The sequence below is a fragment of the Saprospiraceae bacterium genome (assembly GCA_016717265.1).
Classification (GTDB): Bacteria; Bacteroidota; Bacteroidia; order Chitinophagales; family Saprospiraceae; genus Vicinibacter.
Genome location: JADKFX010000001.1, coordinates 3,256,871 through 3,268,751 on the forward strand (window position 1 = coordinate 3,256,871; position 11,881 = coordinate 3,268,751).

Consider the following 11,881-nt stretch of genomic DNA (forward strand, 5'->3'; position numbering starts at 1 on the left):
TTAAAAATCCAATTTAATTTTATCAGCCGCTTCCCGTTTAGTCCTGTCGATGATCTTAGCATAAATCTGTGTAGTTTTCAAATTCCGGTGTCCAAGCATTTTGGAGACAGTGTAAATATTTGTATCCTTGCTCAATTGAATGGTAGCATAGGTATGCCTGAAACAATGGAATGTAATATCCTTTGTAATTCCTGCTATTCCGATCCAATTGGATAAATGCTTGTTTTCATATGCAGAATAATTAAGACCTTTGAATACTTTCTCATTAGGTGCTTGCCTTATTCCAAGCATTTCGTAAGTTTGATCAGAAATAGGTAGGACTTCTGCACCTTTTGTTTTTTGTTGTTTGTATTTGATTATATATCCCTGGCCTTCTAAATATTCAATTTCACCCCAAACAAGCTTTTTTATGTCACCAAATCGCATTCCGGTAAGTGCGGAAAACAAAGCCGCTCTTTTCATAAGTGGGTTTTTGCAATCGGTTTTTACGAGCATATTTAATTCTTCAATAGACAAAAAGTTCCTTTGCGTTTCCGCTTCCTTAATTGATTTGATTTTTCCATTCAAATCAAGCTGTAATAATCCATCTTTGAAAGCTTGTTTTAAGGCTGCTTTTACTTTATTGAAATAAGATGATGCTGAGTTCTGCGAGAGTCTTGATTTATTGCTTCTGTTACTTTTTACTGTTAATAAATATTCTTTGAAATCATTTAAAATGGATTCATTAAGGTCCGCAAACTTTAAGGTCCCATTCGTAAATTTCAGAAGATAGAGGTAAGCTGAGTTCCAATTATCATAATTTGAATCAATGCGTTTATTCATCAATTGTTTGAAGTATTCTACAAAATTTCGTTCGCCAAGTTCTTTATTTTTTAGTTGTATCTTTTCTTGATCTGTATATATTTCCGGTTTGTTTAATCGGTTCTCCGTTTTTTGTCTCATCTGTTGTGCCAGATATTCGGTCTCTTTATTGTGTAACTTATCAATGGGATTTTTGGGATTGTCAAAAATATAAAGACCTAAAAATTCCCTCCTGGTAAGTTTTCCGGTTTTAGGATGTGGAATTGCAGGATAAAAATCTAAATAGAAACTTTGTCGGTTTCCGGTGATTGATTTAGTCCTTAACTTCACTTTAATCATTTCCTAGAATATTTGTTTATGCTGATATCTATATTTTCTCCTAAGTATAGGATTAATTAATATTAATCGAAACAAATTATCCACTTTATCATATTCAATGATATAATCTTCCCTAATGGTTTGCTCACCTACCACTTTTAATTGCGTAATTTCATTGAACCACTTTTCATTTACAATAGCTCCAATTAAAACAGAACCTGTTAGATCAGCCTGATCCAATTTTACATTTGTCAGATTAGCAAAACATAAATCGGCGTCTTTCAAATTAGCCAAAAATAGATTAGAATTACTTAAATTAACATTTCTCAATGAAGATTCTGACAAATTTGCCTGAAACAAATTGGCATTAGTCAAATTAGAATTATTTAACATTGCTTTAGATAGATGGGAATGACTTAAATTAGCTTCGGACAGATCGGAACACACTAAATTGGCGCCAGATAAATTGGCATACGTTAAATCAGCTTTTTTTAAAAAGTGTCATTTAAACTTAACTTCCTTTCTCCTTCTTCGATTAGTCTTTTAATATTACCAACAATTCTATGCTTTGCTTCATTCTCATACCATCCCTTATAATCATTTATCTCGTCTTTAAGTCTTTGTATCCTTTCACTTTTACTTTTAACCTTATCGTATAATGATAATAAAATGCCAAATATGATTAAATCATAAAAAAGACCATGAGCTTCAACTTTTATATCATGCCAACTAAATTTGTTGTCAAAGCAATCAATAAAAATTAGTAAAACAAAAATAACTATTGCTGAAAACAGAAAAAAAGATGCTGGATTTTTAAAATTCATCTTTAGTAAGGACTTAATTTCTAACATTGACTTCATTTTTTATAAATCTAATTGTGTGGCTAATTTAAGAATTTATGAATTAGTTCCTTAGGAATTTAGAATCGCCAATCTTCTTTTAATTTTTGAATACAATTCTTCTTAATAACTTGTCGCAATGCAGAATCAAAAATTCCATACTTGAGCTGCACTTCAACCAGATTGTAACAGTCAGCAATTTCATACTTCATGGGTCCGGGATTCTTCTGTGCCTGTTCTATCAAAGATTTCGATTGCTCAAACAGCTTGTCTATTTCGGAACGCTTTACCCTTGTAATCCTTTGACCAAGATTTACTGCCTTAATATTACCACTTTCTATGTAATAATAAATCGACCGGACAGAACAATTCAGCAATTTAGCAACTTCTCTGACTTTTAGAAACTCTTTAGACTTTAAATCCTCAAGTGGCTTAGCTTTGATAAGCTGGGTTTCAATATTGCTTTGCTCAACCTTCAGTTTTCTTCCTCTCACTTTATAGGCTGCTTTGGCGCAAGCATCCCCACAAAACTGGGTTACAGTAGTTTTGGCTGTAAACTCCTTACCACAATGCTGACAGATTCTTTGTACCTTGATATTCGAGCTCATTCAGTCCATTTGAAGTCTTTAAGTAACTTTAAGTGCAATTAAACGCAAAATAAAAAGGACATAGCCCCATATTTTGTACCTCACCGGCTCAAAGGTACAATAAAGGTACAAATAATTCCTAAATTGGGGAAAATGTCAGAAAATGGTCAAAAATGGAACAATTTTATATTTGCTTGATTTACTTCATTTTAAATCAATAAATAGGTGTTAATTAGTGGTTGAATGAGGTACAGTTACTTTCCGATACAAATTGTTAAGTGAAAATGTAAACCCTTATTAATAAAGGCTTTCAGGGGTTGCGGATTTATTTGGGCAACAACTGGGCAACAAAACCCACTAAAACAAGTGCAAGTACAGCACAAAGAAAAGAAAAAATGTTGTTTAGTGTAGAGTGTGTTTGTCCTTATCATAAGCAATAAGCGAAGATAAGTTTTTACACTATCTTAATTGACTAACAACTGCTTCCAATTGTAAGCCCATATACTGGCAGAACTCTTCAACGGTAACAACTTGGTGTTGCTGCTTGTTGAAGTACTCTTTAATCCTCTTAATAAGGTATCTACCATATCTGTCGCTTTTGCCTGTGATTATCTGAATGTCTTTCGGATAAATACACAGTCTATTCATTTAACTAATACTCTTTTTATACTCTATCCATACATCAGGTATAAAGTAAACATTGCAAAGATAATATGTTTTTGTGAGTGGTAAAAGTGTGTTTGTTGGAATAATGTGGCAATAACGGAAATGTCGGAAGTGGTTATTTGCAGAGCCTTATAAAGCGTTATAGTTTTGTATCGTGATGAAGAAAATAATTGTATCGGTTTTGTTTTTAACGGCTTTTACAGCCGCTTTTTCGCAAGAAGAAGCAAGGGTTATGAAAGTTAAGGATGGCGATACATACGTTCTTAAAACAACTGCAAAGGAGCATACAATAAGGTTATTAAATGTTGATGCTCCCGAACTAAATCAACACTGGGGATTTAACTCTTGGCTCAATGTAAAAGCCTTGATACTTGGTAAGGTGGTAAAGTTTGAAGTATTGAAAACTGATGTGTACGGTAGAGAATTGGCAATGGTATATGTGGATGGGCAAAGACTGGATGAAATACTTATTGCAAATGGTTGGGCTTGGCACTACATCAATTTTGATACTGATGCAAGGCTTGAAGATTTGATGCGTAAAGCATCAAGCGAAAGAAAAGGACTTTGGGAATGTGGGGCTGAAAAAGTTTGTCCGCCCTGGCTATTCAGAAAGTATAATGCAAGAAACAGATACAGGTTTTGTAAAGGCTGTATCGCAACAAAAAAAGTAATTACTAACAATTTAAATAAATAACAAAATGGCAAGATTAAAAGGCTTACTAAAAATAGAAGGTACATTGGATAACCTTACCTTCTACAAAACACAGGATGGACATCTTGTGAAAACAAAAAGTGGTGTATCTGGTGACAGAATAGCCAATGATCCTAACTTTCAGCGTACCCGTGAAAACGGTAGCGAATTTGGAAGCTCTGCAAGTGCTGGAAAATTACTCCGCAATGCTGTTCGTAATTTGATGATGAACGCAAGTGACAACCGTGTTACCAGTCGTTTAACGCAAATAATGACACAGATTAAAAACTACGATGCCACTTCTCCAAGAGGTGAAAGAAATGTAGGTATCGGAATTGCGGACCCGATGGCACAAGCCTTATTGAAAGGTTTTGATTTCAATGATAGTGCAACTTTGGGTAGTGTTGTATTTGCTCCGTTCACTGTAAACACTGGTACTGGTGATATTGCTTTCCCTGCATTCACTCCTATCAATGATATTTACTACCCTACTGGAGCAACCCACGTTAGTTTTAAATCTGCGTTTGCTGATGTGGATTTTGTAAACAACGTGAGTGCAATTGAATACAGCCCTGTGCAAAATTTGCCAATTGATGGTACAAACACTCCTATCAATTTACTTCCTGCCGGTGTTCCAGCAGGTGCAGGTACAAAACTTTATTTCTTAACAATAGAGTTTTTCCAAGAGGTAAACGGTATTCAATACCCTTTAAAAAATGGTGCTTACAACGTGTTAAACATTGTTGAATTAGCCTAATAGCTTTCTTTCTTATCGGTTAAATAGAAGCCCTGCCCTAGTGGTGGGGCTTCTTGTTTTAAAGCAATAGCAAAGCCCTAAAAGGGCAATGCTGAAAGCTCACGAACACCTGATGGATAACACCAAACGAAACAACCACAAGGAAGCTGATAAACCTTGATGCCAAAAACTGGCTGATGGGCTAACCGAGACCTGCGGATGTAACGCTGATAAGCAAAAGGTGAAAGCTGCAAGTGCTGATGGAGAACCTGCGGAGTAAAAGGACAAATGCCTAACTGGCTGCCTGCTGAAATACGTGGATGATTTTGCATAATGAAATAATTTATATGCTTCTCACAGCAAGGGGGATAAAAAAACCAAAAGGAAACGGAATAAATGATAGCCTTGTGCGTTGGCTTTGTGTTTATGCCGTAGTCTTTTGGTTTTTTTAGTGTTGGCTTTGTGCGTCTGCCCCCCTTGCTATTTTTGCATATAAATTTTTTATGGTGCAAAAGCATTTCCCCAGGTTATGGCAGCCACTACGGCTACCTTTTAAAGTGCCTGTACATCATTGCTTTTTTTACATCGGCTAAGAGTGCCAATGTTTCGTACATCTGTTTTTCTTTTCGTTCTATCAGCTTTACTTTATGGACATCTTGCACAAAGGCATATTTATTTTTGCTGACTGCTTCGGCTTGTGCCTTAATGGTGCTTTTAAAATCACTGATGCGGATAAATGGAATAACTGAACCAGTAAGGAACTGATGAAAATGTTTTGCCTTCCATAAGCCGAAAGAAAGGGTTTTGTAAAAATCCATATCATCTGAATTTTTGCAGGAAATTACAAAGCAATTTGGGCAAGGCTTTTCAAGTGGTTTGCCACTATTTAAACCTTTGCATAAAATGTAAACATCAAAATTGCTTGTTTGATTTTTTGGATTGAATGTGTGAATTTTTGGACTGTGCATAATACTTGCTTTTAAGTTTGTATCTGCTTTTGCCCTTGCCTGTGCTGTGCTTCGCTTACGCTCCGCAACACATATATAATTTGACAAAGAAAAAAAACAGAAAAAAAAAGAAAGCATTCTGATAGGTGGCGTGGCTAAAAAACCAAAAGGAAACGGAATAAGTCCCGAAGGGTGAAAGGCAAATACCAATAAAAAATAAAAGATTATTTGCCTTTCATTATGCCGTAGTCTTTTGGTTTTTTTATCAGCGTGGGCTTGTGTGAGCCACCTAATTTTGCTGCACTTTTTATTTTTATTTTTTTATCCTCTTTTCAAAACTGTATTCAGGATTTCAATAAAAATTCCATTGATAAAAACCGATTGGCTTAAATCAAAATCACTATTCAAAAAACGAAATGTCTTTAGTGCGTTGGATTGGGGCTATATGTCGCAGAAAAAATAAAGCATACCATACTGTGGTAGCGTAGGGAAAAAGCAAGTGTATGACTGAATGGAATGTTGCAAAAAGTGCGGAGGTGCTTGGAGTGGCTTGTAGCTTTTGCTTGTGTGTTATTGCGTTTTTTGTAAATTATTTCAACACAAAAAACATTGAAGCGTAGGCAAAGCAAAAGCCAAGACACGGAAAGCAAAGGGTTGGTTTTGCAATATGGAATGAGGGAATACTCTTGCTGTGCGGTGCAAAATAAATGGTGAAATGAATGGAAGTGTAATGTAGTGGAAGGTAGTGTAGCGAAGCGAAACGCTGTAACGAAATGGAACTGGAATGAATGAACCTTTTATTGCACATTGCCATCAACAACTAATGCTTTATTTTTTTCTGCACCGCTGAAAAGGGTGGTTGGGGTGTGTGGCTTCGGGGGGCTGTGCGGTGGGAGAAAAGACGGCTTCCATTTTATCAAAATGGCTATGGTATTGGCTATTTAACATAATGTTATTATGTGACAGCCTGTGCGGTTGGATGCTTGCATAAGCGATGGCAAAAGGCTGTGCGTAGCGAACACATAATGCCACATTATGTTATTTAGCTTCAGGCAGTTTTTATACTGGCATAAGCGGAACGGTGGTGGTGGTTGGAGTGTAGCGTTTTTTTGTTGCTATGCTGTGTGTTGGCTTGGCTCTTTGGCTGTGGAGCAAAGCGGAACAGGCAATGTGCCAAATGCTTGGGGAGCATAGCCACAAAAAATATGACAGTTAAAAACTGACTGCAATACCATAGAGTGCTTTGAAGAGTTTGCCTTGTGTGTTGGCAAAGCACTAAGCCGTCTTTTCTGTGCGGTGGGTCGGGGGGCTAGTGTTGACGATTAGTAAATGTGACATAATTTGACGAATTGTACGAATTACAAATGTGCTTACACCTGTTGATCAGAATTTGTAGTTGTAGCCAAGTCTTATAACTTGTGTCTCGTAATAATCTGTGCTAATGTATTTGAAACCTTGACCTTGAATTTCTTTTTTGATAATCATCGTGTTTAAAATATCTGTTGCGTTAAGAAATAATTCGCCTTTCCCTTTTTGCAAACTCTTTTTATACCAAAGTCTAAAGAGAACCGTTGGGCAATTTTTCCTTGTGGAATAATGTCGGGAGCCAAATAAATTGCGGTTAATTGTGCATCAAAGTTTTTAGGCAAATGAAAAGTGTTATTCAGTTTTATGTTTCCTGAAATAATTTCTTGTATGGCGGCTGAAAAGGTATTTGGAACAGGATATTTATTTTCAACACTAAAAGCATTGATTTGATTGTGATAACCATTAAGATTTAAATTAAAGGAATACCATTTTGCAACTTCCTGTGTCAAAACAATTTCTAAACCAGTATTATAACTTCTACCTGCATTTTGAAATATTGCGTATATCAAATTGCTGTTTGGAGCAATGCTCGAAATACGAGTAATAGTTCCGTCCGCAAATCGGTGGTAAGCGGCAGAATAAAAATACCCTTTGTTCCAACTTGTTTTATAACCAAGTTCAAATGAATTTGTAAACTGTGGTCGTAGAGCAGGATTTCCAACTTTAATAATTTCTGCATCATCGTATTTAGGAAATATTCTTATGTCCACTTCATTTGGCCTGTCCACTCTGCGATTATAGAAGAATGAAATTTTGTTGCGGTCATTTATTTTGTATGCTAATCTTGCATTAGGAAATGGCTGTGTATAATTATATCCATCACTTTTATAAGTGTTGTGATTTGGATTTACATCATATTGAATTTTCACATATTCTATTCGTAAGCCTAACTCTGCTTCCCATTTTTTGTTTTCAAATATATAGTTCCCATAAACGGCAGGTATTAATTCTTTGTAGGTTGCCCAGCCACCTGCACTGGTGTCTAAAACAGAATTTACTCCAGGAATAAATTGCATATTAGTTGGGATATTTCTATTACGAAGTTTTACACCTGTTTCAATTCTACCATATTTCAAAGGTTTTATGTAGTCAAAATTGAAATCATAAACTTGCTCGTCTGATAATAATTTAAAAGCATCTGTTCCGGTTGTTGTTGGTAAATAGTTGTCATAAAAATATTTTTCATCTTCTCTATGAAATGTATAATTAAAACCAATATTCAATAAATGCCCTGCTTGTTTAAATTTATGCTGATAGGCAGCAGTTGCCATTACCGTTGTTTTTAGTTCGTCCTCCAAAAACTGCCACAACCTTTTTCTTACTGTATTGTCTGCATTAAAAAAAGGTTGGTCGCCTCTGTCAATTATTTTTCACTACCGTATAATGCTGAAATAGTAAGTGTGTTGTTTTGATTAATACTCCAGTCAAAACCTGTCTTTGAAGTAAAAAAGTTGGTATTCCGATTTCTTTTTAATTGCTGATTAATAATAGTTCCATCATCATACGTTCTTGTCACAAATTCATTCTTGTTTAAAGTTTGCGTATAAAGATTGTCTGCTTGAAAAAATACGTTGATTTTCTTTTTTCTATAATTAAGTGATATGGATGGATTTATTTTAGGTGTAAATTGATATTGTGGTCTAATGGTTGGCAGGTTTTCTTGCCTAACCCACAACGAGCCTAATCCAGTTGTGAAACCAACTTTACCATTAAATCCTTCTTGTTTGTTTTTCTTCATTACAATATTGATGATGCCCGCATTTCCATTTGCATCATATTTGGAGGAAGGATTGTTAATGATTTCAATTTTTTCTATTGCCGAAGAAGGTATGTTATCTAAACCCGATTGACTACCAAAACCAGTTAATGCAGTTTGTTTGCCATCAATTAACACCGTTACTTTATCATTACCTCTTAATTGCACCTTTCCATCTTGAACTGTTACGCCTGGCAAATTTTGCATTGTTTGTAAAACTGAACCTCCACTTTGACTGATGTTATCTTCAACTTTAAAAGTCTTTTTATCCATTTTACCGCCTACTTCATCTTGCTTTGCTACAACAACAACTTCAGTTAGTTTTTTATATCTTCTTCTAAATCTATAGTGGCAACATCCAAAAATTCCGAGAGGCTTCCAACATAAATAGATTGCCTTTTAGTAACATAACCAATAAAAGAAATTTCAAAGTAATAGTTGTTTGGTTTTACATTAGAAAGCGTAAAACGTCCTTCTTCGTTACTTACTGTTCCTGTTACAAAGGCACTATCCTTTTCGGTTTTCAATACTACATTTACATAAGACAAAGCGGATTTATTCGCTTTGTCTTTGATTAAACCAGATATGGTAACGCCTTTGTTTTGACTAAAGGCATTAGAAGTTAAAAATGTAACTAAGATTACTATTGAAATTAATTTTGCTTGCATTGTCCGTAACTAAATTTAGTTTTTGATTTCTTTGATAAATTTCCCGTTACTATCAAAAAGAAGATCCATTCCCTTGATTTCTGCTTCGTAAGTTAATGTGCCTTTCGCATCGGAAATTTTAGCAGCCTCTTTTACCTTCTGACCTTTGTAGTTAGCTTTTACATATTCTAAAACACCTTTGGGCAATTGGGTTAATTTAATCTCCACTTCGGTTTCTAATAGGTTGCCTTGTGCATCAAATAAAACCGATTGTTCCGTTTTGTTCAACTCAAATTCTGCTTCAAAATTGACACCTTCCTTTTCCCACTTTTCTACTTTTGCTTGGGGGAAATTCTTTTGAAAAGCTGTTTTAACTGGAGCAGGAACATCTTTTTCCTGCAATTTTTGTGCGAAGGTGAGTGATGTAATCATCGCTGCAACCGTCATTAATGCTAATTTTTTCATTGTCTTGTTTATTTATTTGTTTAAAATTTACAGGACAAAGTTGCAACCCGATTTAGAAGAAAATTAGAATTTTTAGAAAGCCACCGAAAAAGAATGAAAATTGTTTGCAAATGAGTAGGAAGTCTTCCAGTTATTCTGGTCTGCAATTTTCTTGATGATAGCCAAACCCAAACCATTACCCTGTTCGGATGGATTGGATTTAGAAAAGCGGTTGAACAGTTTATCGGCAACTAAGGTTTGTGATTGACCTGTGTTTGAAAATGTAAGAGAATGATTTGAGAGAGTAACTAAAACCTGACCATCACTTACATTATGTCTGATAGCATTTAAAAACAGATTGCTGATGAGAATTTCTGCTAAAACTGGATTTGATTTTACTGCAACAGCTTCATTCATTTCTGTTTTTATAATTAGGTTCTTTGCTTTTGCCTGTTCCGTAAAAAAGTCAAAGTGCTTTTCAATTGCCTCTTTCAAATTAATTGTTTGCTTCTCGTTGTAAATGTCGTTTTCCATTTTAGATAGCAACAATAGGTTTTTGTTCAAACGATTTAGACGTGAAACGCTATCGTTCAAAGAACTAAGCATTTTATATTGTTCCTGTGTGAAATCAGCGTTTTGGATAAGTGTATCAATTTTTGCCTGAAAGACTGCCAAAGGCGTTTGCAGTTCGTGAGCAGCATTTTCAATAAATTCTCTTTGACTATGGTAGATTGAAGTATTCTTCGTAATCAATTTTTCAATACTGTTATTTAAACGATTAAATTCTTCAATATTTGTTTCTGTAAATTTTGGGTGATTGGATTTATCAATTTCAAATTTTTCAATTTGATTTAAGGTTTCATAAAATGGTTTCCAAAGATTGATGGATAATCTTTTTGTGATTACAAATAAGCCAACAAGTAATAGTGAAATGATAACCAAAAAAAGTATTGCTATGCTCTTCATTAAATCCTCTTTTTCCACTAAGTTAATTCGTGCTGAATAGGTATATGGATTTCCCTCTATTAGAATAGAAGCATTAAGCTCACGGTATGGTTCTATTTCAGCGTCTAAAGCATCATAGTAAGAGTTATAAAATATAGTGTCTTTATCAGAATTTTTAAAGGGCTCAATTTTAATATTTCTATTGTATTTATTCCAATTTTGAATATCAGCGTTTTTTAAGGTAGGCAATGAATATTTTACAAATTCATTTTTATGCAGTATAAGTGTCTCGTCCGTTTCTTCAATGTATAATCTCTCTGTAATATAATAGAACAAAGGTGCGGACACGATTAAAAGCATCACTGAAAAAAGCAAATAAACCTTTGATGTTTTATGTAATAGTTTTTTAGTCATTCTGCCATTTGTAACCTAATCCGTAAACTGTTTTTATGTAATCGCTGCAACCTGCAACTTTCAATTTGTTTTTTAGGTTTTTGATGTGAGCATAAACAAAATCGTGATTATCCAGCATATCAGCCATATCGCCTGAAAGATGCTCGGCTATGGCACTTTTTGAAAGCACTCTGTTTTCATTTCCAATTAGATACAACAGCAAATCAATTTCCTTTTTTGTGATGTCAATTTTCTTGGTGCTTACTCTTACTGTTTTGGAAAGTATATCAATTTCAATTTCATTGAAAGCAACAAGATTGTTGCCTTTAAAGTTTTTTCGCCTGATAAGGGCTTGTATTCTTACCAATAATTCGGATAAATGAAAGGGTTTTGTTAGATAATCATCTGCACCCAAATTGAAACCTTCTATTCTTGTTTCTAATGTTTCTTTTGCCGAGATAATAATTACGCCTTCGGTTTTGTTTTGTCTTTTCAGTTCTTTCAATATTTCAAAACCGTTGCCGTCAGGCAACATCAGGTCAAGTAATATGCAGTCGTAGTCATAGATTGAAATTTTGTCAATAGCTGTTTTTGCATTATTAGCCCATTCACAAACAAAACTGTTGCCTGTCAAATAGCTAATTATGCTATTTGCAAGTTCTTGTTCGTCTTCTATGAGTAATAATTTCATTTTACAAAGCTCTTCCCCAATTTTGAATTAATTTAGAATATATCAGTAATTA

12 protein-coding genes and 1 pseudogene are annotated in these 11,881 nt (G+C 34.6%); 3 read left to right on the top strand and 10 right to left on the bottom strand.

Features of this window, described 5'->3' with window-relative positions; genetic code table 11:
• From IPO86_12845 to IPO86_12860, 4 genes are all read right to left on the bottom strand, one after another.
• Complete coding sequence (locus IPO86_12845) at positions 1-1,140, bottom strand: site-specific integrase (protein ID MBK9728995.1); 1,140 nt, start codon at positions 1,138-1,140, stop codon at positions 1-3.
• A gap of 3 nt (positions 1,141-1,143) precedes the next feature.
• Positions 1,144-1,494, bottom strand: a complete 351-nt coding sequence (locus IPO86_12850) for a pentapeptide repeat-containing protein (protein MBK9728996.1) — start codon at positions 1,492-1,494, stop codon at positions 1,144-1,146.
• A gap of 116 nt (positions 1,495-1,610) precedes the next feature.
• Positions 1,611-1,970 carry a hypothetical protein gene (locus IPO86_12855; GenBank protein MBK9728997.1) on the bottom strand — a complete coding sequence of 120 codons (360 nt, stop codon included), beginning with the start codon at positions 1,968-1,970 and terminating at the stop codon, positions 1,611-1,613.
• Between the two features lie 68 nt (positions 1,971-2,038).
• Positions 2,039-2,566: a helix-turn-helix domain-containing protein gene (locus IPO86_12860; GenBank protein MBK9728998.1), complete on the bottom strand. Its 528-nt coding sequence runs from the start codon at positions 2,564-2,566 to the stop codon at positions 2,039-2,041.
• Positions 2,567-3,368: 802 nt separating this feature from the next.
• Between IPO86_12860 and IPO86_12865 the strand changes: the two genes are divergently transcribed.
• On the top strand, positions 3,369-3,905 hold the full coding sequence (locus IPO86_12865; protein MBK9728999.1) for a thermonuclease family protein: 537 nt from the start codon (positions 3,369-3,371) through the stop codon (positions 3,903-3,905).
• 4 nt (positions 3,906-3,909) lie between these two features.
• Positions 3,910-4,659: a hypothetical protein gene (locus IPO86_12870; protein MBK9729000.1), complete on the top strand. Its 750-nt coding sequence runs from the start codon at positions 3,910-3,912 to the stop codon at positions 4,657-4,659.
• Between the two features lie 77 nt (positions 4,660-4,736).
• Here the strand turns inward: IPO86_12870 and IPO86_12875 are convergent, their stop codons facing one another.
• Both IPO86_12875 and IPO86_12880 read right to left on the bottom strand, forming a co-directional pair.
• Complete coding sequence (locus IPO86_12875; GenBank protein MBK9729001.1) at positions 4,737-4,970, bottom strand: hypothetical protein; 234 nt, start codon at positions 4,968-4,970, stop codon at positions 4,737-4,739.
• A gap of 213 nt (positions 4,971-5,183) precedes the next feature.
• Positions 5,184-5,606, bottom strand: coding sequence for a hypothetical protein (locus IPO86_12880; GenBank protein ID MBK9729002.1), 423 nt, complete (start codon positions 5,604-5,606; stop codon positions 5,184-5,186).
• 1,014 nt (positions 5,607-6,620) lie between these two features.
• Between IPO86_12880 and IPO86_12885 the strand changes: the two genes are divergently transcribed.
• Positions 6,621-6,779 carry a hypothetical protein gene (locus IPO86_12885; GenBank protein ID MBK9729003.1) on the top strand — a complete coding sequence of 53 codons (159 nt, stop codon included), beginning with the start codon at positions 6,621-6,623 and terminating at the stop codon, positions 6,777-6,779.
• 189 nt (positions 6,780-6,968) lie between these two features.
• Here IPO86_12885 and IPO86_12890 read toward each other — a convergent pair.
• The 4 genes and pseudogenes from IPO86_12890 to IPO86_12905 all read right to left on the bottom strand — a co-directional run bounded on the left by IPO86_12890 (position 6,969) and on the right by IPO86_12905 (position 11,829).
• Positions 6,969-9,377, bottom strand: a pseudogene (locus tag IPO86_12890) (TonB-dependent receptor).
• Between the two features lie 15 nt (positions 9,378-9,392).
• Complete coding sequence (locus IPO86_12895; GenBank protein MBK9729004.1) at positions 9,393-9,833, bottom strand: PepSY-like domain-containing protein; 441 nt, start codon at positions 9,831-9,833, stop codon at positions 9,393-9,395.
• Positions 9,834-9,893: 60 nt separating this feature from the next.
• The gene (locus IPO86_12900) at positions 9,894-11,159 is read right to left on the bottom strand and encodes a HAMP domain-containing histidine kinase (protein ID MBK9729005.1); all 1,266 of its coding nucleotides are present in this window, start codon (positions 11,157-11,159) and stop codon (positions 9,894-9,896) included.
• A complete protein-coding gene (locus tag IPO86_12905) occupies positions 11,152-11,829 on the bottom strand; it encodes a response regulator transcription factor (GenBank protein MBK9729006.1) in 678 nt (225 codons plus the stop codon). Before IPO86_12905 ends, IPO86_12900 begins: the two co-directional genes overlap by 8 nt.
• Positions 11,830-11,881 lie beyond the last annotated feature (52 nt).

What these genes read in the sequence shown, in the direction of transcription:
- IPO86_12845 (MBK9728995.1), bottom strand. Translation starts at nt 1,140, where the DNA reads ATGATTAAAGTGAAGTTAAGGACTAAATCAATCACCGGAAACCGACAA.
- IPO86_12900 (MBK9729005.1), bottom strand. Translation starts at nt 11,159, where the DNA reads ATGACTAAAAAACTATTACATAAAACATCAAAGGTTTATTTGCTTTTT.
- IPO86_12875 (MBK9729001.1), bottom strand. Translation starts at nt 4,970, where the DNA reads ATGCAAAATCATCCACGTATTTCAGCAGGCAGCCAGTTAGGCATTTGT.
- IPO86_12855 (MBK9728997.1), bottom strand. Translation starts at nt 1,970, where the DNA reads ATGTTAGAAATTAAGTCCTTACTAAAGATGAATTTTAAAAATCCAGCA.
- IPO86_12880 (MBK9729002.1), bottom strand. Translation starts at nt 5,606, where the DNA reads ATGCACAGTCCAAAAATTCACACATTCAATCCAAAAAATCAAACAAGC.
- IPO86_12905 (MBK9729006.1), bottom strand. Translation starts at nt 11,829, where the DNA reads ATGAAATTATTACTCATAGAAGACGAACAAGAACTTGCAAATAGCATA.
- IPO86_12885 (MBK9729003.1), top strand. Translation starts at nt 6,621, where the DNA reads ATGTTATTTAGCTTCAGGCAGTTTTTATACTGGCATAAGCGGAACGGT.
- IPO86_12865 (MBK9728999.1), top strand. Translation starts at nt 3,369, where the DNA reads ATGAAGAAAATAATTGTATCGGTTTTGTTTTTAACGGCTTTTACAGCC.
- IPO86_12870 (MBK9729000.1), top strand. Translation starts at nt 3,910, where the DNA reads ATGGCAAGATTAAAAGGCTTACTAAAAATAGAAGGTACATTGGATAAC.
- IPO86_12860 (MBK9728998.1), bottom strand. Translation starts at nt 2,566, where the DNA reads ATGAGCTCGAATATCAAGGTACAAAGAATCTGTCAGCATTGTGGTAAG.